General features: G+C 39.8%; 19 protein-coding genes and 1 pseudogene. All 20 read left to right on the top strand.

From position 1 onward, the window contains the following. Positions 1-8 precede the first annotated feature (8 nt). The 20 genes and pseudogenes from HMPREF1477_RS03900 to HMPREF1477_RS03810 all read left to right on the top strand — a co-directional run bounded on the left by HMPREF1477_RS03900 (position 9) and on the right by HMPREF1477_RS03810 (position 23982). Positions 9-1964 (top strand): ABC-F family ATP-binding cassette domain-containing protein, encoded by a 1956-nt coding sequence (locus HMPREF1477_RS03900; RefSeq protein ID WP_016475897.1) that lies wholly within the window; start codon positions 9-11, stop codon positions 1962-1964. A 131-nt stretch (positions 1965-2095) separates the two neighbouring features. Then, positions 2096-3565: a [FeFe] hydrogenase, group A gene (locus HMPREF1477_RS03895; RefSeq protein WP_016475896.1), complete on the top strand. Its 1470-nt coding sequence runs from the start codon at positions 2096-2098 to the stop codon at positions 3563-3565. 104 nt (positions 3566-3669) lie between these two features. Continuing rightward, positions 3670-3852: a hypothetical protein gene (locus HMPREF1477_RS09660; RefSeq protein WP_005382859.1), complete on the top strand. Its 183-nt coding sequence runs from the start codon at positions 3670-3672 to the stop codon at positions 3850-3852. Positions 3853-4056: 204 nt separating this feature from the next. Beyond that, the gene (locus HMPREF1477_RS03890) at positions 4057-4512 is read left to right on the top strand and encodes a PTS sugar transporter subunit IIA (protein ID WP_005381934.1); all 456 of its coding nucleotides are present in this window, start codon (positions 4057-4059) and stop codon (positions 4510-4512) included. A 15-nt stretch (positions 4513-4527) separates the two neighbouring features. Further along, the gene (locus HMPREF1477_RS03885; protein ID WP_005381928.1) at positions 4528-4803 is read left to right on the top strand and encodes a PTS sugar transporter subunit IIB; all 276 of its coding nucleotides are present in this window, start codon (positions 4528-4530) and stop codon (positions 4801-4803) included. Positions 4804-4824: 21 nt separating this feature from the next. Then, complete coding sequence (locus HMPREF1477_RS03880; RefSeq protein ID WP_005381862.1) at positions 4825-6192, top strand: PTS ascorbate transporter subunit IIC; 1368 nt, start codon at positions 4825-4827, stop codon at positions 6190-6192. Next, positions 6192-6590 carry a YbaN family protein gene (locus HMPREF1477_RS03875; RefSeq protein WP_009661400.1) on the top strand — a complete coding sequence of 133 codons (399 nt, stop codon included), beginning with the start codon at positions 6192-6194 and terminating at the stop codon, positions 6588-6590. Before HMPREF1477_RS03880 ends, HMPREF1477_RS03875 begins: the two co-directional genes overlap by 1 nt. Positions 6591-6796: 206 nt before the next feature. After that, positions 6797-7679, top strand: a pseudogene (locus HMPREF1477_RS03870) (helix-turn-helix domain-containing protein). A gap of 199 nt (positions 7680-7878) precedes the next feature. After that, positions 7879-12945 carry a TonB-dependent siderophore receptor gene (locus tag HMPREF1477_RS03865; protein WP_016475894.1) on the top strand — a complete coding sequence of 1689 codons (5067 nt, stop codon included), beginning with the start codon at positions 7879-7881 and terminating at the stop codon, positions 12943-12945. Between the two features lie 36 nt (positions 12946-12981). Next, a complete protein-coding gene (locus HMPREF1477_RS03860; protein ID WP_016475893.1) occupies positions 12982-13599 on the top strand; it encodes a MotA/TolQ/ExbB proton channel family protein in 618 nt (205 codons plus the stop codon). A gap of 2 nt (positions 13600-13601) precedes the next feature. After that, a complete protein-coding gene (locus HMPREF1477_RS03855) occupies positions 13602-14009 on the top strand; it encodes a biopolymer transporter ExbD (protein ID WP_005381857.1) in 408 nt (135 codons plus the stop codon). A gap of 2 nt (positions 14010-14011) precedes the next feature. Then, positions 14012-14809 (top strand): hypothetical protein, encoded by a 798-nt coding sequence (locus tag HMPREF1477_RS03850; protein ID WP_016475892.1) that lies wholly within the window; start codon positions 14012-14014, stop codon positions 14807-14809. A gap of 25 nt (positions 14810-14834) precedes the next feature. Continuing rightward, positions 14835-15353 (top strand): flavodoxin family protein, encoded by a 519-nt coding sequence (locus HMPREF1477_RS03845; RefSeq protein ID WP_016475891.1) that lies wholly within the window; start codon positions 14835-14837, stop codon positions 15351-15353. 19 nt (positions 15354-15372) lie between these two features. Further along, positions 15373-17013: a heme anaerobic degradation radical SAM methyltransferase ChuW/HutW gene (gene hutW, locus HMPREF1477_RS03840; protein WP_016475890.1), complete on the top strand. Its 1641-nt coding sequence runs from the start codon at positions 15373-15375 to the stop codon at positions 17011-17013. 200 nt (positions 17014-17213) lie between these two features. Continuing rightward, entirely contained in the window at positions 17214-18230 is a 1017-nt protein-coding gene (locus HMPREF1477_RS03835) for a carbohydrate kinase family protein (RefSeq protein WP_016475889.1), read from the top strand. A 10-nt stretch (positions 18231-18240) separates the two neighbouring features. Beyond that, positions 18241-19602: a TrkH family potassium uptake protein gene (locus HMPREF1477_RS03830; RefSeq protein ID WP_016475888.1), complete on the top strand. Its 1362-nt coding sequence runs from the start codon at positions 18241-18243 to the stop codon at positions 19600-19602. A gap of 34 nt (positions 19603-19636) precedes the next feature. Beyond that, positions 19637-20287 (top strand): TrkA family potassium uptake protein, encoded by a 651-nt coding sequence (locus tag HMPREF1477_RS03825; protein ID WP_009661413.1) that lies wholly within the window; start codon positions 19637-19639, stop codon positions 20285-20287. A gap of 113 nt (positions 20288-20400) precedes the next feature. Continuing rightward, positions 20401-21207 (top strand): hypothetical protein, encoded by an 807-nt coding sequence (locus tag HMPREF1477_RS03820; protein WP_016475887.1) that lies wholly within the window; start codon positions 20401-20403, stop codon positions 21205-21207. Positions 21208-21222: 15 nt separating this feature from the next. Beyond that, positions 21223-22314: an AAA family ATPase gene (locus HMPREF1477_RS03815; protein ID WP_016475886.1), complete on the top strand. Its 1092-nt coding sequence runs from the start codon at positions 21223-21225 to the stop codon at positions 22312-22314. Positions 22315-22344: 30 nt separating this feature from the next. After that, positions 22345-23982: a VWA-like domain-containing protein gene (locus HMPREF1477_RS03810; protein WP_016475885.1), complete on the top strand. Its 1638-nt coding sequence runs from the start codon at positions 22345-22347 to the stop codon at positions 23980-23982. Positions 23983-24248 lie beyond the last annotated feature (266 nt).

Genomic DNA, 24248 nt, shown 5'->3' with positions numbered 1-24248 from the left:
GTACGGGTATGAATGTAATTTGTTTGCAGAATATAGAGAAATCGTATGGCACACGATTGTTATTTACCGATGTGTCCATAACATTTACAAATCAAAAACGATTGGGACTTGTGGGAATCAATGGAACTGGTAAATCAACCTTTTTAAAGATTTTAACAGGCCAGATGGAGTGTGATAAGGGTACTATTGAGCGCAATGGCAAGGCTACCATCCATTATTTAGCACAAACGCCAAGTTTTGATGAAGGTAATACCTTATTGGAAGCCATTTTAGATGGTGACCATCCGCGATTACAAATGGTAAAACGATTTGACAAGGCCAGTCGCGATTACCATTATATACAAGAACAGGACGTATCTGATGAACGTATTGAGCGTCATTATATGCAGTGCTTAGAAGAAATGGATACCCAAGATGGATGGCAAGTAGAGCAAGAGGCGCGTATCATTTTGAGTAAATTGGGCTTTCACGACGTTAATATGTCAGTTAGCTTATTATCGGGTGGTCAAAAACGTCGATTGGCATTAGGACAAGCCTTATTATACCCTTGTGATTTACTCCTCTTAGATGAACCTACTAACCATTTGGATGAAGATAGCATCGAGTGGCTCGAAACATATTTAAGCAATCGTCAAGGTGGTCTTTTAATCAGTACTCATGACCGATATTTTTTAGACTCCGTATGTAATGGTATTTTGGAATTATCCAATCGTCACATGTATGAGTACGAAGGGAATTATGAAAAATTTATTGAATTGAAAGCAGACCGTGAGGCACGCCAAGCTGCAACCGAGGAGAAACGCCGTCAATTTTTAAAGCGGGAAATCGAATGGGTACGCCGTGGTGCTCAAGCCCGTAGTACCAAACAAAAGGCCCGTTTGCAACGGTATGAAACGCTTAAAAATATGGAGAAAACTAGACGTCCTGATCAAATGGATCCGATTGCTTTAAAGACTCGATTGGGCAAGACTATTTTTGATATTGAACATTTATCCTTTGATTTTGATGGACGCCCTATGGTTGATGATTTTACATATCACGTGGTGCGTCATGACCGCATTGGTATCGTAGGTCCCAATGGGGTTGGTAAATCGACATTTATGAAAATCATCGATGGCACCTATGAGCCAGTATCAGGAACTATTGGCAAAGGCGAGACTGTTCGCATTGCACACTTTAAACAGGAATTACCTGAATTTGATGAAAATATGCGTGTCCTTGATTATATAAAAGAGGACCATTCCTATATGTCGCTTGGTGATGGTACAACGTTAAGTGCAGGTCAAATTTTAGAACGCTTTTTATTCACCCCTGAATTACATGGTGTGCCTATTCGTAAATTATCTGGTGGTGAGCGTCGTAGATTGTACCTTTTAAAATTGCTTATGAGTGCGCCTAATGTACTTCTCTTGGATGAACCGACTAATGACTTAGATATCCCTACACTAGAGGTATTAGAGGATTTTCTTGATTCCTTCAGTGGCGTTATCATAACCGTGTGCCATGATCGCTATTTCCTAGACCGCGTGGTAGATAAATTATTTGTATTTACAGGCAATGGTCGTATCGATATCGTTCACGGATCTTATTCTGATTATAAGGCTGACATTGGTGAAAGTAACAATTCACCATTCTATGTACCTGAACAACAGGGTACTAGTACTCATAGAACTGAGGCAGAATCTGATTCTATGGATACAATTGGTGCATCCTCTAGTACTGAATCTAGTCATACAGAAAGTCCTGTAAAGAAAGGCCTCAATAAGGCTGAAGAGGCAGAATATGCATCGATTATGGAGGAACTGCCAAAACTAGAACATCTTGTTAAAGGATTGGATGTCATGATTGGCCAAGCCGGTACAGACTATGAAAAAATGCAAACCCTCATAGCTGAACGAGAAGAGACACAATCTCAAATCGATACATTGACTGAACGATGGATGGAATTAGAAGAACGTCTATAAATCTTTGTTTTATGCGATTTTTTAATACCTGATATGCATAGGAATTACTTTCAGAATCATTGATAAAAATCACATTTTGTAGTATAATTTCATCGATTAACGATAACAACGTTACCTAAGTAGGAGGAAACATGAGTAAGTATCAATTTTTAGATCGTCGTGTGCCAATTGAAGACGGCAATATTGCATTAGTACAAGATTTATCCAAATGTAAAAACTGCTCCTTATGTCGTAAAGCTTGTGCTGTAGACATGGGCGTATTTGATTATTATGATTTAACAACTAATGGGGATCATCCAATTTGTATTCATTGCGGTCAATGTGCATCTATTTGTCCATTCGATTCCATCAATGAACGTTCTGAAATTGATGAAGTAAAAGCAGCTATTGCTGACCCTAATAAAATTGTCGTTTTCCAAACTGCACCTGCTGTACGTGTTGGCTTAGGTGAAGAGTTTGGCCTTGATGCAGGTACATTCGTAGAAGGTAAAATGGTAGCGGCTCTTCGTAAATTGGGTGGCGACTATATTTTAGATACAAACTTTGGTGCTGACATGACTATCATGGAGGAAGCATCTGAGTTGTTGGAACGCGTTATCAATAGTGATTCCGTATTGCCTCAATTCACATCTTGTTGCCCTGCTTGGGTTAAGTTTGCTGAAACATTCTACCCAGAATTCTTGCCAAACTTGTCTACTGCTAAGAGTCCAATTGCAATGCAAGCGCCTACACAAAAAACATATTTTGCTGAAAAAATGGGCCTTGATGCAAAACAAATCGTTGCTGTTGCAGTAACACCTTGTACAGCTAAGAAATTCGAAATTCGTCGTGACGAAATGAATTCCTCTGCTGAATACTGGGATGTACCAGAAATGCGCGATACAGACTACTGTATTACTACACGTGAACTTGCAAAATGGTTACGTGCAGAAGAAATCAACTTTGATGAATTAGAAGATTCTGCATTTGATCCATTGATGGGTGAAGCATCTGGTGGTGGTATCATCTTCGGTAATACTGGTGGCGTTATGGAAGCGGCTATGCGTGCGGCTTACAAACTAGCAACTGGTGAAGATGCACCTCAAACATTGATCCCATTCGAAGCAATTCGTGGTATGGACGGTGCTCGTGAAGCAGATGTTGTGATTGGTGATAAAACATTACATGTAGCGGCTGTTCATGGTACTGGCAACTTGCGTAAATTCATTGAACGCATGCGCGCAGAAAACATCCATTACGATTTCATCGAAGTTATGGCTTGCCGCGGCGGCTGTATCGGTGGTGGTGGTCAACCACGCGTTAAATTACCAATGGCTGATAAGGCTCGTGAAGCTCGTATTGCGTCCTTGTATACTCGTGATGCAGAGGTACAAGTGAAAGCGGCTTGTGATAATCCAGATATCCAAAAATTATATGCTGAGTTCTTCGATGGCAAACCTATGAGCCATAAAGCACATCATATGTTGCATACTACATTTGTGAGCCGTGCAGAAGACTTAGGTCCTAATGGTGCATGTACACCTGCTACATGTCCAACGTCTGTACCTAATTTGAAAAAAGCAGCAGAAGCTGCAAAAGCGGCTGCAGAAGCAAATAAATAATTAATTATTTATAAAATTGAATAAAAAACTTGAAAATTCGCATAAAATAGCATATACTAATTATTGTGAGAAACAATAATATAATGGTCCTTAGAGAGAGGTATATGTTAATGACATGGGGCGGACAGAGAGAAGGTTCTGGTCGTAGACCTCGTATGTACAAACGCGAATGTCGCTCGTTCCGTTTGACAGATGAGGAATATCAAATCCTGAAACCATTAGTAGAGGCTATTAGAACGCGTACAGATGCATCTAATAAGCAACACTTAGAGTACTTGAATAACTAAATATTGACATGGTGTATGTATATAAAATATCTTTTTTGTACTCTTCCAATAATAGCAACTCTTATATATGCCATGTGAATAAGCGAAAGTTAGACCCTTTTGGGGTCTAACTTTTTTTTGTAAATAAATACATAAGGTATAGGCATTTTAACTATACCTAGTTATAATATGAGTATACAAGTTGTGAGTATAGGAGGTGTTAGCTTGTTACAAGATTTATTATCAGAGGATAATGTATCGTTTCATTATCCTGCTGAGACATGGGAAGATGTAATTCGTCACGGTGGTCAGCTCATGGTCGATGCTGGTTTTACAGAACCTACATACACAGAGGCTATGATTGATGTAGTTCGTGACATGGGGCCGTACATCGTATTGGCACCGGGTCTTGCTATGCCTCATGCGCGTCCAGAGATGGGGGCTAAGCAAGTAGGTACGGCTCTGGTAACGTTAGAAAAGCCTATCGATTTTGGTAGCCCAGAAAATGATCCTGTATCAGTAGCGGTATTTTTATGTGCACCGAATAAGGAAGAACACATTCAATTGCTTACAGATATTGCGACGCTCTTTGAAGATGAAGAATTTCTTGATGCAGCGGTAAATTTTGAAAGTATTGAAGATGTACAAGCTTTTTTATCGGAACATCTTGATGAAGCGTAATTTTGGAGGTAAACTATGATTTCCATTTTAACTGTATGTGGTAATGGCATCGGTTCTAGTTTGATGCTAAAAATGAAAATTGAAGAAATTTGTGCTGAAAATAATATCGAAGCGCAAGTAGAATCAATCGATTTTAATGCGGCTCAAGGTCGCAAGGCCGATTTAATTGTTACTGTAAAGGAATTAGCAGAACAATTTGAAGACAAGGATGTAGCTATTGTACGTAGTTATATTAATAAAAAGAAAATTAAAGAAGATATTTTGGAACGATTACAACAAATCGCTAAGTAATTCATAGAGGGAGATAATTCTATGGAAATGATATTAGAATTCTTACGAGATGTATTGAGTCAGCCAGCGTTGTTGATTGGTATTATGTCCTGCGTTGGTTTAATCGCTTTGAAACGACCATTTCATAAGATTATGACTGGTACATTAAAACCAATTCTCGGCTATTTAATGCTTGCTGCTGGTGCAGGTGTTATCGTTAGCAATCTTGATCCACTTGGAAAAATGATTGAACACGGATTCCATATTACCGGTGTTGTGCCAAATAATGAAGCTATCGTAGCGGTAGCACAAAAGGTGCTTGGTGTTGAAACGATGTCTATCCTCGTTGTAGGCTTATTGATGAACTTATTAATTGCTCGTTTCACCAAATTTAAGTATGTATTCCTTACAGGTCACCACAGTTTATTTATGGCTTGCTTAATGTCTGCCGTGCTTGGTACTGCAGGTTTATCTGGTATTGAATTGATTCTTGTTGGTGGCTTCTTAATGGGCGCTTGGTCCGCTATTTCTCCAGCTATCGGTCAAAGCTATACTTCTAAAGTTACCGATGGCGATGAAATTGCATTGGGCCACTTTGGTAGTTTAGGTTACTATCTATCTGCATGGGTGGCAAAATACGTAGGTAAGGCAGAAGAAAGTACAGAAGATATTGAGATTCCTGAAAAATGGGGCTTCTTGCGTGACTCCACGTTATCTACGGCATTGACCATGATAGTATTCTATTTAATCGCAGCTATTGCAGCGGGTTCTGAATTCGTAGCAACCTTATCCGGTTCTATGAGCCCATACCTATTTGCAGTTATGAGCGCTATGAACTTTGCTGTAGGTGTAGCTATCGTATATTCTGGCGTTCGTATGATCTTGGGGGACTTGATTCCAGCATTCCAAGGTATTGCTACAAAAATCATTCCTAATGCAATTCCAGCGGTAGACTGTGCCGTATTCTTTACCTATGCGCCAACAGCCGTTGTATTAGGCTTTATTAGCTCCTTTATCGGCGGTATCATCGGTATGCTTATTCTAGGTGCTGTAGGTGGCGTACTCATCATTCCTGGTCTTGTACCTCACTTCTTCTGCGGTGCAACAGCAGGTATCTATGGTAATGCTACCGGTGGTCGCCGTGGTGCAGCTGTAGGTGCATTCCTTAATGGTTTGGCTATCACATTCTTGCCAGCACTAGCATTGCCAGTTCTTGGCCAATTAGGTTTCCAAAACACAACATTTGGTGATGCAGACTTTGCTGTAATAGGCCTCGTATTAGGTAATGCCTTTGAATGGATTGGCATGGCTGGTATTTATGGCGTTGTTGTTATTGCAGCCCTTGTTCTTATTATTCCGAATTTCATTAAAACAAAAGGGAAAGTTATTAATTACGTAGAAGAGGAGTAATGAAAACAACTGAGCAACATAGTAATGTAGTAATTCGATATATATTCTTGACTATTGGTGCTATCAGTTTTTGCCTTGGTACAGCAGGTATCGTATTACCAATATTGCCAACAGTTCCTTTTTATATGCTTACCTTATTTTGTTTAGCGCGTGGATCTGAACGCTTTCACAGAATGTTTTTGGAGTCCCAATTATATAAAAAGACAGTTGGTGCGTATGAACGCGATAAAGCATTGACGTTGCGGACAAAGTTGTCCATTTTAGCTTCTGTAACTACAATCATGTTAATAGGTGCTTATTTTTCTAGGAATATTCCTGTTGCCCTTATTATTATGGCAATTGTATGGATTGCTCATGTTATAGCATTGTTATTTATTGTTAAAACAAAAAATAGTTAGCTATATACTAAATCCCTCGTATTAGAGAATACTTTAATACGAGGGATTTTTTTGTACTAGCAGATTCCATTATATAGAGTAAATGAATATTTTGTATGTATTTTAATAAAGATTACATGAATTATTACAAAATTGAATTTGACAATTAATCTCAAAGTGCTTACTATTAATGTATTGTTTATAATATTTATATATATGGTGATACTATGAATCCACATGCTCATATGAAATTACAATCGGGAGTATGCATGGCTAGACATACCGTATTTGACGGTATTGATTTGCTATTCCTTGATGTAAAGCGCGAAACGATTCAATTTTTCGCCAAATCTCATACAAAGACCTTCGCAATTAATCATTGTGAAGAGGGACGTATTGAATGCAAGTTTGCATCTGGAGAATACTTGTATATGGGACCAGGAGATATGTCGTTAGGATGGCATATCCGGGCCGACTATCAACATGAAAATTACTTCCCTACAAAATCGTTTAAGGGAATTGTTCTATTAGTAGATGTAGCACGAGCACAGCATGTATTAGATACCTTAGTAGCTGATACACCAATTGATTTGACTGCCATAGCCAATCGATTTTGTGAAAATACAGACTTTGGTATGATGATGGAGGAAACAGAGTCGGTTCGCCAAATTTTTTCCAGTTTATATAATGTGCCAGATTCCATTAGAGCTCATTATTTTAAACTAAAGATTGTAGAAATATTTTTATTATTGTCTGTAATCTCTACAGAATCCCATGAAAAACGAGGTAGCTACCGAAAGCAACAGGTAGATATTGTAAAAGCAGTAGGTAAATATTTGTCTAAGAATTTCGTCAAACGTATAACCATTGATGATCTATCCCGTGATTTTGATGTTCCTGCATCAACCTTAAAACGTTGCTTTAAGGGCGTATATGGTGTGACAATTCATCAAAGAGTGCCGTCTTAATGAAGCAAAACGTTTACTACATGAAACGGATGAATCCATCTTACAAATTGCCAATGCCGTAGGTTATGAAAACGGTAGTAAATTTACAAGTACCTTTAAGGACTTTGTCGGTATGACACCGAGTGATTATCGTAGAGTATAATTACATATTGTTTAACTGTATCTAATAAAAGTATCAAAATCGTATAATTTTGGTCTTTTCGGAGTAGATATACATAATACACTTTGCTAACATATTAAATGTAAATGATTTTCAATGTCATTGTTGTTAGTAAAGTGTATTTTTTATTACTAATTTTAATGATGCATATAGTTGAGTGAGATTATAAGAGGAGGAAACAATGAATCGGTGGAGCCGTACAAAACGCTATTTAGTCCTATCTAGTGCGGTTGCATTATGGCTAAATGCACCTCTCGTCGTTATGGCGGATAATGCAGCCGTTACGACAGATGTAGTTCATGTACAAGGCACATGGGCAGAGGAAGAAGCAAAGTTAAATCCACAGCAAGTGCAAATCATTACCAAAAAAGAGATTGAGAAGAAGCAGGCGAAGTCCGTCGAAGATATTATATTTACCCAAACGGGTGTTTCTAGAACCGTTGATGCCATGGGACGTGTCGGTGTATCCATTCGCGGTGCAGAGGCTCGTCATACATTGATTCTTGTGGATGGTCAACCAGTATTGGGGGATTTTGATAAGTATTCTGGCGCAGCGGACGAAGTACAACGGTTAGGTGCCGAAAATGTAGAACGCATCGAGGTTATTCAAGGTGCAGCGAGTGCTAAATATGGTTCTGATGCGGTGGGTGGTGTCGTTAACATCATCACTAAGAAGGCTCTTAAGAAACCAACATTGCAAGTAAATGCCGAAGGAATGCGTCGTAAGAGTGATGGCGATTTATTCCCATTCCAAAACTTTTATATTCGAGCTGATTCGGGGCAGATGGGGAAATTAAAGGTTGGCTTATCAGGTAGTAAACGGGATTTAATGCCTGTCCTTGCATCGGTTAAACGCCGTGCATCAGGTATGGGCTTTGATTATGCAAAACATAATTTTAAGCCTAATGTGCTTCGCTATTATGGTGATGCCTCTGATATTGGCTTTGTGGCAACGTATGAGGCTAATAAAAATAATAAATTTGAAATGCGTTTAAATCGATATACGGAAGACCTTGTACGGGATATTAAACATTCTGATTCTGATTTAGAGCCACAACAACATTTCAAACGTACTGCTAATCGCAATACGATTAATCTTTCATGGAATGCTAAAGCGGGTAAAAGCGATTGGACAGTAGAAACAAACTACTCCCGCATTAAAGAAGATGACGTAGCGCTTATCAATTATACGGGGCGATCATCTTATGAAGGTTCTAATGAGTTACGATATATCGATAATATCGACCATCGTCAACTAGATATTCGGCTCAATGCAAATACACAGCTTAATAATAAACATCGTCTTAGTTATGGTGTTAGCTATGCTCGTGAAGAAGGTTCTGGTAGCCGATTAAAAAGTTCTCCAAATACGAGTACCATGTACATCGACCCTTGGGCGTATGATAAAAGCTTGCTTGTCGATAAGCTAGATCGTCTTGTGCGTAAAAAAGGGGATAACAGTGTTAAGGTTTATTCCCATATTCATGATTATAAATTTATAAACTCCAGTAGCGGTATGCCACAATGGGATATGGATTATGAATATTATGGTGCTGAAACGGATGCGCAAAAACCAGGCATTACATACGATGATTATGTAAATTATGGATTGTCTGAAGGGGCTATTAGCTCTTGGTCGAGTACATCCCCTAATAATCAACCTATATCCGATGACTTTAGAAACCGTTATAATGCATTAAAATCACGGTTAGAAGCTGAAAATCCAGACATGGCTAACACCCGTTCTAATATCGTAGGCGACTACTTTAAATATGGCGAGTCCAGTGATCCAGAAATGCGTAAAAAAGCGCCGAAACTGAATGGTAAGGCTTTCTTAGAAGAGTATCGTAATCGCGACCAACGATTGACGACTGGTCAAGGTACGATTCGCAAGATGAATGCTTATATCTCAGATACTTGGCAAGTGAATAAGAACCTTACCTTTGTTCCTATCATTCGACTAGATAATAGTAGTTTGTTTGGTTCCAATTTATCCGCTTCCATGGGGATGACATACAATGTGAAAGGCAATCCTCATCGTCGATTTAAGGCCAATGTTGGCACTGGTTATACAGAACCTGGTATGGGCGAATTGTGGTATAACTGGGAAATGTATGCGTCTAATCCGGTAGGTATTGGCGTCGCAAAACTCGGTTGGTACTGGGCTGGTAATCCAAACTTAAAACCTGAAAAATCGCTCAATATTGATATGAGTTTAGAAGGTGAAAATAAAAACACCTATGCTCGTGTTGGTGTATTCCATAACCGCATCAAGAACTATATGTCGGTTTACTTTACAGGAGAATTCCAAGATTTTGCACCATATTTGAAAGGGGATGCAAAATACCAACGTGCCCCAGATATGATTTACAGCTTTAAAAACATCGGTATGGCTGAAATCACAGGCCTTCAAGCGGAAGTACAACAAAAATTTGGTAAATATTGGTCCGGTAAATTAGGATATACCTATTTGCATGCTATTAATAAGAGCGATCCAACGATGCCTCGACAATTATTGGATAAACCAGTGCACAAGGTAGATATTGGTGTAACCTATGATAATCCAAAAACTGGTTGGAATGGATCTATTTGGGGTGATTACTACATCAATATGCTGGATAGTAACACATTGAATAATGGTGGTAACTACTGGCCAGATATTTTATCCGGTGATGCAGGTGTGTACAAAAAGCAAGTTTACCAAAAGAAAACATTTGGCATTTGGAATTTGATGGTCCAAAAACGATTTAACAAGAATGCCATGATGTACTTTGGTATTAATAATATCTTTAATCATCGAGATGATGATCGAGCAACACAAGAACGGGTATATCGTATCGGTGTTAATCTTAAGTTTGGTGGTGGCGATACTAAGACTACGCCAATCGGAAAAGATGGTAATAAAGCTATTGATGCAAATGGTAGCGTAACTAATGTAGCGGTCGGTAATGAAGCAGGCGTACAAAATATATCCGAAGTTGTTAAACTAACTGACTTTATTCGTCCTGATTTTGATACGACTAAGGAACGTGGCGTCACATTTATCGGAGATTATCGTGCACGTTGGATGTCTCACGACGGCACCAATCGTCCACAATCTCCATTCCGCTCTAATTCAGCCATCGGTTCTGCTAAAGCGAATATGTACGATTCTAATCGCCATAGTTTTGAACAACGCATTCGCCTTGGTCTTGATGCTCGCATCAACCCATTCACAAATCTCTCCGTTATCGGTAGCATGACCGGTATGAGCGGCGTTGATACAAGTTGGACTAAATCGGAGTCAAAAGGTTTCAATCATCAACGTCTTGATACGGTTGATCTTACAAGACATGTCAAGAAATGGGATGTTTCTGTGGGTCGTTTAAACGAACCTATGGGGGCTAGTGGATACTGGTTTGGTCAATCCTATGATGGGGTTCGTGGCGTATGGACTGGTAATGATACGCAAGTTCGCATTGGGGTAGGTAGCTTTAAACATAGCACGGGTACTAGTGATTCTGCGTATACTCATGTGGTGCATGAAGTGATTACTAGACCTCCAACAGCAGCAGAGTTAATTGGTATTAATCGTGATGAGTATCCTTATGATATTAATAATGCTACAAAAACTGGGTCTGATGGTGAAAGCAAATCCACTGAGGATGCACCAGCACCAGATAGCCCAACAGGTATTTATGAATCTACTTATAAAGGTAAGGTAGATACAATTTACTTCTATCAACAGCTAAAAGGATTACAAGATGAATATGATGCGTATAAAGCTACGTTGAATCTAAGTTGGAGCAATCCGAATCGCGATCAAGAGATTGAAAAGGCTAATGCAAAGCTCGCAGAAACACAACAAAAACAAGCTCAAGTGATGAGCCGCTTACAAGATATTCTTACAAAGGCGTACCCTACAGATATAGCTGAGAAAAAATTCTCCCTCGATATTCCATCTGGTGGTTATGCAATGTATGAAATCACTAATAAGAATACAGGGGAAAAACTCTATAGGACCGGGGACATTATGTATAATGTGAACTCTTCTTTATACCCTGAATACTTAAAAGAAAAGGCTAAAGGTCTTATCGTATCTACTGATAATAAAGAGGCTTTAGTAAATCCTAAAGCCTATGTTGAAAAACATAGTGACGAAATCAATCAATCCGTAGCAGAAATTGCTAAATATAATGCTACAGATAACTGGAGCAACTATAACAATAGTGAGCTTGATGTGGTTTGGGTTAAACAGCCAGATGGCACGTTCAAACAATCTTATGATTACTATGGACAACCAGCTAGTGATTATGAGTTCACTGGTTACTTAGGTGCTAAAACATATAAATACAATAGTGGTAGTTATGTATTTAGTGATTATGATGCTAAAGATGCGATTTACAAAAAGAACTTTACAATGTCCTCTAATGATTATGGTGAAGGTAGTTCTGACTATGGTTGGGGCATGCCAAATGCATTGTTCAACTATATGTATAATCTTGAAAAGGTTGTACATGATGCAGAGTCGGAAAATAAATTACCACGTGAAGCAATTGGTAAAATCATTGGCAATATTATTCAAACCGAAGGCATTGTTCTTGAAAAAGATACAATTCCACCTATTGAAACGGCAGCCTTTGTTCAAGTGAAGAAAAAAATTGGAAATCGTCTTGGCCTACAAGCATGGTACTTACGCTCCTTTAATGGTAGTAAACGTACATTCTTAAATGCCAATGGTAATGGTAATGATGAACAAAGCTTCTCCAATATAGCGAGTGTATTTGGTATTGGCGCTAAATACCAAATCGGTGAAAGCGCAGTACTTACTGTAGATTATGGTCAAAATAGATCGAAATTTGGCCGTTATATGAACGGTAATACTGTATATGACCATGAACGTGGAACAGCAGACTTTACTGTGAAAGGTCACCAAATGGGCGGTACACCTCATTTCTGGATGGCTCGCCTCGACATTGGTCGTGCTGATATCGATATTCCTAAATCATGGAATGCGTTCATAGATTATAAATACTTCGCTCATGGCTCATTCCTCGGCGGTAATGGTACAGGTGCTGTACCGGATCGTTACCTCGATGGTATTCGCAGCTTTACATTCGGCGCTGGGTATGTACCGCGCAAGAATTTACTCCTTGAAGCATTCTATACATTCGATGCTAAGGGCACAAATAAACGAGATACTTTATATGGTAATGAAAGCTTTAAGTTAGGCGATTATGCAAGAATTCAAGGAACCTACCGGTTCTAATGTACAGTCTGTAAACAGACAGAAAGGTTTATTAGTATGGAAAATCTAAATTATGTCATTCACTTGTTTCATAGTGGCGGATATGTAATGTATCCATTATTATTCTTGTCTCTTATGGTCATTGCAATCGCTGTAGAACGCACTTTCTATTATCGTAAATATGCAGGAAAAACCTATATGGTGATGCATGCGGTTAATGAGTATGCAAAATTGCAAAAATGGGATGAAATAGAAAAGGTAATCAAAGAAAATCCATCCATTGCAAGTCGTATTGCTGAAGCTGGTTTGAAAAACAGCGCTACTGAAGAAGGTATGAAAACGGCATTCTCTGATCAAATGGGGGTTGATGCAGTAGGCTTCAGAAAATATATGGATTACTTAAGTGCAACCGTTACAATTTCCCCATTGTTGGGCCTACTTGGTACTGTAACAGGTATGATTGGTTCCTTTAGTATCCTCGATGCTGGTGCGGGTGCATCTGCTATTACTGGTGGTGTAGGGGAAGCCCTTATCGCAACGGCGTCTGGCCTATGTGTAGCCATCATGGCTTTTATTGTGTATACCTTCTTTAGTCATCGTTTGGACTCTATTATCAACCAAATTGAAAATATGTGTGTTAACATCATTACTGCAAAACGAGAAGGGTGGAAATAACTATGAATTTACAAAGTTTTCGTATGAAATCCAAGCCTGAATTCATGATTATCCCTATGATTGATATCATATTCTTCCTATTGGTGTTCTTCATGATGAATAGCTTACAAACAATAGCCCAAAAGGCTTTGTCTGTACAGTTGCCACAGGCAACAACCGCATCTGCACCAGCTCAATTACCAGTGGTGCTTACATTAGATGCAGAAGGTCACATAACAATTGATAATGTCCCAATGAGCATTGATGCGGCCGAGGCAATGGTAAAAGAACGAATTGCACAAAATCCGAATGCTAGCGTTATATTACAAGCGGATAAACGCTCTGCTCACGGACAAGTAGTGGCAATTATGGACATGCTTAAACAAGCTGGCGTTAAACGCTTAGCTATTGCAGCAGAACAGAAAGGATAACTATGGGATTAGGCATATCATGGAAAAAAGCAGCCATAATATCCGCCGTAGTTCATCTAATCATTCTCTTTATTGCCGTTATCTTTTTCGTAGTTGTTCCGGCTATTCAAGAGCAGGAAACCTATGAAGTCGATCTCACCCAAAGTGTGCTCGATGATGGCGGTAGTGGTCACGCTGGTGGTGGCGGCGGTGATAGGTCATCTCTATTCCCAAAACCATTGTCTGCAGATGAAGTGGCGGCAAGAACAAAGGCTGTAGTAGCGAATGTAGAACCATCTACAGCGACGGATATTCCTGATGCGGTAGATGTCCCAAGTAAGGGTAGTGAAAATACATCAAATGTATCTGGTGAAAGCGGTGGTGCCGGTAATGGTCCAGGCTCTGGTGGCGGCGAAGGTGGCGGCCATGGTACTGGTACAGGAACGGGCGTTGGTGAGGGACAGGGCGAAGGTGAAGGCTCTGGTACCGGCAAAGGCTCCGGTGGTGGACATGGTCGAGCTCATGTCGCTTTTGATAAACAAGGCTTTTATAATGCTGTAAACAATCAAAAGGTGATTCCTCAACAATACATTCGTCAACATAGAGAAGTTCATGAAACAATTTACGTATTTGTACGTATTGATACAAATGGTAATGCTGTTGAACAATATGTGGAATCTGGCGATGACCCATTGTTGAGAGAAGAGGCTATGGCTGCGGTAAATCGTGCATTACCATATCAAAATCCAACAGACGACATTCAACCGGTAACTGTTCCGGTACGATTCGACCTATCCGAAGGTACAGATGACGATGATTAATCATACATAATGTAAGGAGATAAATATGGGTACTATTATTTTATATTCTTCCCTCACTGGGAATACAAAAAGCGTAGCAGAGGCGATGGCCTCTGTTATGCCTGAAGGTACACCTTGTGTACCGGTAAAAGAGGCACCGGCCAATCTAGGGGATTACGATACTGTATTTGTAGGTTTCTGGGTGGATCGTGGTACAGCTAATAAAGAAGCTGCTAAGTTGATTGAAACCCTTACAAATAGACATGTAGTATTCTTTGCTACACTAGGTATGTATGCCGATTCTGATCATGCTCGTGAAAGTATTGAAAAGGCATCTGCCTTATTGCCTAATAAAGAATCTCTTGTAGATGGTTTTGTATGCCAAGGTAAAATCGACCCTAAGGTTATTGAGATGATGTACAAAATGTTCCCACCAGGATCTGCTCATGGACAAAGCCCTGAACGTGATGCATTGCATAAGGCGGCAGAAACGCATCCTGATGAACAAGATTTTGCAAATGCGAAAGAATTTGCTAAATCTGTGCTTGCAAAGTTGCAAGGCTAATGAGTGAAAGGGGGAACGTATGAGTTTAGCGAGTTTTTTCGAATCGATTCCAGAAAAACAACGGAATCTGCAATTAGGATTGGCCTGTGATAATCCTATGAGTGGCGCCTTTCCTCATAAGCGCGTTGTTCACGCAGGCCTTAATGGGACTTTAATTTCACCGAAGGAATCACAATCTGTATGGGATGCTGTAATGCGTGGTACTCCTAAGAGGGGGCAAATGCAGTGTGCTTATATACATATTCCATTCTGCAAGACAAAATGTACGTACTGTGGGTTCTTCCAAAATGGTACAAGTCAAAGTATTGAAGATAACTATATTGATGGCCTCATTGGGGAACTTAAGCTGGCTAGTGAATGTCCACGCTTAAAGGATGGGCTTATCCACGCTGTATTTATTGGTGGTGGTACACCGACATCTCTATCTCCAGCAAATTCAGAGCGCTTGTTAAAAGCGATTAAAGAATACTTACCACTAGCTAATGATTATGAGCTTACCCTAGAAGGTCGCATTCATGATTTGATTCCTGAAAATCTTGAAGTATGGATGAATAATGGAGTTAACCGTATGTCTATCGGGATCCAGTCGTTTAATACTAAGGTGCGCCAAATGGTAGGACGTTTGGATACAAAAGAAACTGTACTTGAACGGTTAGCGGCTCTAAAGGCCTATGGGCAATGTTCTGTTGTTATCGACTTAATTTACGGATTGCCTGGTCAAACAATGGAGGTTTGGGAACAAGATTTAGCTGATCTAGTAAAATCTGGTGTAGATGGCGCTGACCTATATCAATTAAATGTATTCGATGGTAGTGATCTAAACCGCGATATTACGAGCGGTAAGGTACCACCAGCAGCCACAACGTCTATGCAAGGGGATATGTTTGAATTTGGACGTACCTATTTAGAGGCTCGTGCCTATCGAAGATTGAGTGCCGCACACTGGAGCGCTAATAATCGTGAACGTAGTTTATACAATATCTTAGCTAAAGCAGGTGTACCGATGTTCCCATTTGGCAGTGGCGCCGGTGGCAATGTTGATGGCTATGGTATGATGCTGCATCGTGCGCTTAAACCATATGAAGATATGGTAAGCCGTGGCGAAAAACCATTTATGGCACTTATGAAGCAAAGTGATTTACAACCATTTGTAAACCAAGTAGTAAGTCAATTGGAACAAGGCTACTTGAATATCAATACATTAGTGGCTATGGATTCTCGTTTAGATGAATTGAATTGGTTGTATAAACTATGGGAGAAACGAGGCCTAGTTTTGTATAATGGCTTATTGTATAAATTGACATCAGCTGGTGAATTCTGGACTGTAAATATTACGCAAAGTACATTGGAGGCTATGGAATATATTATAACGGGCAAAAACTCCTTTGCCTTAGAATCCGTAGCGGCCCAAGATACGAAGACTACATCTAAAGAAAATCCTAATCAAGAGATACGTGGTATTGGCCAAGGTAAGGCTAATATTTCGGTACCAACCGATGAACAGACAGAAGCGCAACGCAAAGAAGCACTCATGACAAAAGCGAAAGAAGAAATCGCTAAGAGTGGTGCCTCTGGTGAATCAGCAAATCGCATGATTCAAGCTATGGCGAATTTGAGCGCTGATGAAATTGAATACATGATGGAACGTATGATGTCCTAATTATCACTAACAACCTCTCATATAAATAACTACAAACATTGACAGGTACGTTTTATCTTAGTATTAAAACCCTAGATTACGATCTATTCTTTAAACTGGACTATTCAGTTTAACGAGAATATATCGTGGCCTAGGGTTTACTTTTTATGTTTCGGAATGTATTCTGTACATATAGTTATACAAGGTATTAGGAGGTTAGTATGAATGCATTTCCTAACGAATTGATAGATATAGTTGGTATTGGGGCTAGTACCTTAGATCGATTCATCGTGGTTGATCATTTTCCAACGGGGCGTGAGGTGCAAGAGGCCATCTCATCTACTACAGATGGCGGCGGGCCAGTAGCGACTGCACTAGCCACGGCTGGTAAATATGGATCTCGGACGGTAATGATTGACCGTATTGGGGATGATATGGTTGGACGCTATATTCTAGAGGACTTTCATAAATATAATGTCAATACAGAGGGCATCCAAGTTGATGCGGATGCTAAGAGTGGAACTGCAACGATTCTTGTAAAACAGAAGACAGGGGAACGCGCTGTATTTTTTGAACGATCTACTGCAACTGAGCCTGAGTTCTTAGAGGCTCATAAACAACTCATAGAATCTGCCTATATTTTGCATATCAATGGTAGACATCGCAAACTCATGCGCTCTGCTATGGCCGTTGCAAAAGAGGTAGGCACTATTATTTCTTTAGATGGTGGTGCTCAACGCTACGATGAAGATATGAAGCCTATTACAGAAGCCAGTCACATCGTTATCGTAGCTCGAGACTATGCTGAAAAATATACAGGCACAACTAATTTAGAAGATGCTTGTCGTATCATTCATGAACGAGGAGCCTTCATAGCAGGTGTTACCGATGGTGCTAACGGTAGTTATTTTGTATGGCCTGATGGAACATCTTATCGATGTGAACCATTTTCTCAAGCTACTGTAGTAGATACAACGGGGGCTGGGGATAGCTTCCATGGTGCTTTTTTGTATATGCTTACAAAAACACTTTGCAAAATAGCAGATGGTACTAACACATCAACTATGAATGAAACGAGCCAGTCCTTAAATGCTATCGATTTACTCCATAGTTGTGCGCACGAGGACTTAGAAAAAGCGGCTACTTTTGCTTCTGCTGTAGCAGCTCTTAATACGCAAGGAATTGGCGGCCGCAGTCCATTGCCGAGTTTAGAAGATATCAAGGCGCTTATAGGATAGGATTATGGTTATGTGGAAAAATACTTCAAAAAATCAAGTTCAGCAATATATGCAACATAATCCTTATCGTCTATTAGCTCTTAGCTTTTTGGCTGTTATGACTATAGGGACGATATTGCTCATGTTGCCCCTATCAAATGCTCAAGGCCATAGTACAGCGCTTGTAGATGCAGCTTTTACCGCAGTATCTTGCGTTTCTGTAACAGGATTGGCGACAGTAGATACCTATTATCATTGGTCCTTGTTTGGCAAAATCGTCATGGTAATCCTTATCCAATTAGGTGGTTTGGGGATTGTTTCCTTTACCACTATTATCGCTCTAGTATTAGGGCGACGGGTAGGTCTAAAAAATCGCGTGCTTTTATCTGAGGATGTAGGGCAAGATGGAATGAAAGGGCTTTTACACATTACGAAAAAGCTAACTATTTATACCTTTTGTGCCGAAATTATTGGTGGTATTCTCTATACCATTCAGCTATATCCTTATATTGGTGATGCTGCATTATATACGGGAATCATGCAATCCATCTCGACCTTTTGTAATGCAGGGTTTATATTCTTTGATAATAATCTACCTTATGCCATGGTGGGCGATGTATTATTTAATATAAATACAATGGCCCTTATTGTAATAGGTGGTTTCGGATATCTCGCAACCTTTGATATTTGGTCGCATCGCAAGCTACGACGTTTTGTAGATTTAAAACTACACACAAAAATAATGTTAGTTGGCACAACGGTGCTTATCCTTTTAGGGACTATTATTTTCTTGGGAGTTGAGTGGGCGAATCCCAAAACTTTTGGTCCTTTACCTATATGGAATAAGGTCATGGCTGCTCTATTTCAATCGATTACCCCTCGTACGGCAGGTCTTGCAACTGTAGATTATAATGATTTACATCCCATAACTCTGTTTATTACCATCATTTTTATGTTTATCGGGGCAGGTCCTAACTCCACAGGAGGAGGTGTTAAAATTAGTACTATTGCTGTCGCTTTTCTAGCATCGCGTACATTATTTAATAACCGTTCTGATACAGAGGTTTTTGAACGTCGTATTTCGTTGGTTACTGTCCTTAAGGCAAATGGGATAATCTTTTTATCCATCCTTCTTGTTTTGCTTGCTACTTGCTATTTAGCTTGGGATGAGCCGTATAACTTTATTCGAATACTTTTTGAGGTAACCTCTGCCTTTGGGACCGTAGGTCTTTCGACGGGGATTACACCTGATTTATCTGAAAGTAGTAAATGGGTGTTGATGCTTGTCATGTTTACGGGCCGTGTTGGGGTTATGACTGTTATTGGTACTTGGGCGTTAAGAACGGCACCGACTAAACCAATTAACTATGCAGAAGAGCGTGTATTGTTATAAAAACAGATTAGATTGAATATAAAAGGGGGCATATATGAAACATAAAACGATAGCAGTAATAGGTCTTGGTCAATTTGGTGGCACTGTTGCCAAGATGTTAGCTTCCATGGATCATGAGGTATTAGGTGTAGATATTGATCCAGAAGTTGTACAGAAAATTTCACCATTTATAACACATGCTATAGTTGCAGATACAACCGATGAAGAGGCAATCAAAGCATTGGCGCTAAGCCAGTTTGATATGGTTATTGTGGCTATAGGTGGAAATCTTCAAGCTAATCTAATGACAGCTATGCTTCTTAAAGAGTTAGACGCACCTAAAATTGTGGCCAAGGCTGAAAATAATATACAAGGTAAAATGCTTCATAAAATAGGTGTAGATCAAGTGATTTACCCTGAATATGATATGGCATTACGTCTTGTACAATTTTTAACTAGAGACCATGTGATGGATTATTTACAACTATCCAAAAATATTAGTCTTATAGAAATAAAAATGCCTTCATTTATGGTTGGCACATGTTTGAAAGATTCCAATTTGCGTGAGAAATATAATCTTAATGCAGTAGGCATAAGACGCGGTGAGGATTTAGAAGTTCCACCAAACCCAATTACCATCCTCGGTGAAGATGATAAATTATTAGTTATTGGGAATAATTCTGATTTAGATTCATTAACAGTGTAGTAAGTATACGAAACAGATATAATTATATCGAAAAATTATGATACAATAGGAATAGAATTCAGTATAGGCCGTACGTATTCGTATGGCCTTTTTAGATAGAAATGAAGGGTAGTATGACAGAAGAACAATATATAACGGCTCTCAAAAACAATCCCCATGGCATTCGCAATATCCCTAATCCTACAGAGGGGATGCAGCTAGTATGTGTGGAGCAGAATGGGATGCTATTACAGTACATTAAAAATCCTACTCAGCGTGTGATTGAAACTGCGTTAGCACAGTCGCCACGGGCCATTCAATATGTGGAGAATCCAAGTGACGATTTACTGATTTCATTGGTAAAACAAGATTGGGCAGTTCTTGAGTATATTCAAAATCCATCGGATGAAGTCGTTCGCATTGCATTAGACCAATCGGGCTGGGCCATTCGATACATTACAAATCCATCAGAGGAATTACAGTTAAGGGCTGTAGAAACACAATATGATGCATTGCAATATATTGCAAATCCATCAGAGCGAGTTCAAATGGCGGCTGTAAAGTCTAATTATCTAGCATTGCGCTATATCCAGTATCCGACATTGGAAATTTTGAAAGCCGCCGTGTTACAAGATCCGCAAGCTATGCGTCAAATTACAAATCTGGATTTAGACACAGTGCTAGAGCTATTGAAGGTTTCTACATTAATACTTGGGTATGTACCAAAACAAATAGGATTGACTGTCGATATGGTTAGACAAATTATAACTGAAATGATTGCAAATCCAGCTGTAGAGGAGCGATACGTACGGGAACTCGTGAGCAATCCTGCCATTGGCGGACGCCAATCAACATGGCCTATCGACATATTGTCATTAGTTGATGTATACGGATCAGTACAGGCGAAGAAAATCGCTATCGATCAATATTTACTGTATTAAGAATAAGGAGTCATAATGAATTTTACAGATACAATGGCTAGTGTGGAATTGGTACTAGCCGCGAATCAAGTGCCATTGCTCGTCGGTGAAACGGGGATTGGTAAAACATCGCTAGCAGCGCGCGTAGCAGAGGTTCATGATTGGGAGCTCGTCACCATTGATGGCAATCTTTTAAAAGAAGGCGAAATTGGGGGCCTCCCAACGGTGGAAACTGTATCCCATAAAGATAGTAATGGTACGGTTAAAGAAATAAAGACTACCGTGTATGCCGTGCATCATACATTGGAACATGTATCACGGGCCGTTAATGCAGGTCGACATGTGTTGCTGTTTATCGATGAAATCAACCGTGCAGAACATGCGGTGCAACAAGAGTTGATGAACTTGATTTTGAACCGAGAAATTAATGGATTTGCCTTGAGTGATGATGTGCGTATCATTGCTGCTATGAACCCAGAGGATTCCTTTGACTACCAAACAATTGATATGGACCCAGCTCAACAAAATCGTTTTGTATGGCTTTATATGGAAGCGGATTATATGCAATGGATTGACTGGGCTATTTCTGCAGGCATTGAGGATAAGGTAGTGGAATTTATCTCCTCTTATCCAGATTATTTAAATCAACGTCACGAAGATGATATCGATGCTACACCGCGTTCCTTTGAACGGATATCTCATATTTATGGTATCTATAAGGAAGGTGGTTATAGCCGTGAAGTATTCCAAAATGTTATCCGTGGTAATGTAGGTAAACTCATTGCGGAGGCCTTAGTTAATTTCGTTGAAACTGAACAAGAGCCATTGATCTCCTTTGATGATGTGTTAGAGGCGGTGCATAAACCGGGTGCCATTATGTCCTTGCAAGAACGTGTTAATGGTGAAAGTCCTACTCGCCTCTATGTTTCTGCGAAAAATATGTTGTATCGTTTGAATCGTAATAGTAATGCCGAAGAAGTTCATTACTTTATTGAGTTCATCACATTGTATCCAGGTGATTTGCGCATTGCTGTTATGAAAGATTTACGCAACGCATATGCTCATGTGTATAGCTATGCTATTGAGGATGAGCTCTTTATTGAAACGTTTTTTGAAGCCAATCGTTAATTGTGAAAGTGCATATGACAGGTAGAAATTATGAATCGAAATTTAGATAAAGACGATATTCGGGATGCATCTGACCTGCTCACTCATATAGACGGATGGGAGAAGACTGGACGTTACGATGAAGAGGCTATTAAGGAACTCGATCGATGGCATCGAAAGCGTAATCAGATTGCTCGTGAGGCGGATGCGTTGTATGAGCAATTATATGCGCGTTATCAAGCGTATGTAGATGGACATCCCGTGCATAAGCAACACGCAGAAGAGATTGCTGTAGATATGGTGAATCACAATATGTCAGATAGTCATATTGGCACGATAGGCAAGGGCTTAACGGAACTGTATGATGGGGAAGGCACAGATCTTGATGTATTGACGCAACATGCGTTATCTGATGGATATGAACAACGGTTATGGCATATTTTGCATGATGTAAATAGTTTATTGCTTGACGAGGATCAATTCTTTGGCTATTTTTATCTACAAATGACGCATCGTGTACGCTTAGATATGACTAGTGCTTTTGGCGTAAACCTCAAACATGGGGGCTATGTGCTCTATGTCAATCCTTTCATTATGTTACGACAACCGCCGGATGTTATGAAAGACGGCATTAAACGAGAAATATTACATGTTATATCCGCTCATTTGATGCGGGTCAAAGAACTTAGTCAACGGTTTAATAAAAAAGCTGTTCACATGGCTATGGACATGGTTGTAAACGATTATTTAGAACATGTAGACCGCGATGCTATAACCGTTGCCAATGTAAATGCGAGATATGGACTATTACTAAAGAGATTTCGTACATTAGAATATTACGCAAAGGCCATTGATAAGGCGATGCAGGAAAAACCAGACCTTTTTGTATCTGTCGATGATGCTAGTCAAGTGGTGGCTATGGAGTTTAATGCCGATTCGAGTCATGATATATGGGATGAGTCCGATTCTATAGATACAGAAACTATGGATAAAATTACGGAACGTTATATCAACGAAGCATCAAAAGGGGATATGGAAGGCTATGTAAAAGGCCTTATCGATACATTCCAAAAGACGCGCCGTTCCTTGCCATGGTATTTTTATCTTAAAAAGTTGATGGGTAAAGTGGCTAGTGGACATAAAAAAACGACGATGCGTCGCAATCGTCGTCAGCCCGAGCGTTTGGAATTATCTGGCACATTACGCCAACATAAGGCGAATGTGTGGGTAGCCCTCGATATGAGCGGTAGTATTACAGATGCAGAATTTACCAATGCGTTAGAACAAGTATTACAAATTGTTCATGCCTATAATCATCGCATTACCATTGTAGAATGTGATAACGAAGTACGCCGCACTTATACAATGGAAACTGTAAAAGATGTCAAACCACGCCTTGATGTGCGCGGGTCTACCGCCTTTTCACCGGTATTTTCCTTAGCCAATCAACATCACGTAGACTTACTCGTATACTTTACGGATGGCAAAGGCGAAGATCGTCTTCGCGAATCGCCAAAAGGCTACAAAGTACTTTGGGTCCTTACGGGCTCTGAACCTAAACTGTCTTTGCATAATCCGTACGGCATAGTTCGTGAAATGGGCTACGTAGCCGTTGACGAAACACAAGACATTGACGAATTTGTGAGAATGAGCAGTCGGTCGGGGTTTTCCATGGCAAATCAAGAGTAATCATTGATTACCAATCTTAGAGTTTTTTGATTACGGCAGAGGGGGACGAGGGTGACTAAAATCTTCCACCGGCTTTTTCTTCGCCCTAAAGGGCTCAGGCCAAAGTCAGATTTTAGTCACCCTCGTCCCCTTTCTGAACGTAGATGCTACCAAGCTTATTAAGATTGGTAAGTCATTGATTACATCGGGTAAAAAGAGAACGGGCCAAAGTCAGATTTTAGACACCCATACCTCCCTTTTGAACGTAGATGATATTTGCTCCATTA

Source organism: Veillonella sp. HPA0037, assembly GCF_000411535.1.
Taxonomy (GTDB): Bacteria; Bacillota; Negativicutes; order Veillonellales; family Veillonellaceae; genus Veillonella; species Veillonella atypica.
This window is presented reverse-complemented; position numbering and strand designations above follow the sequence as displayed.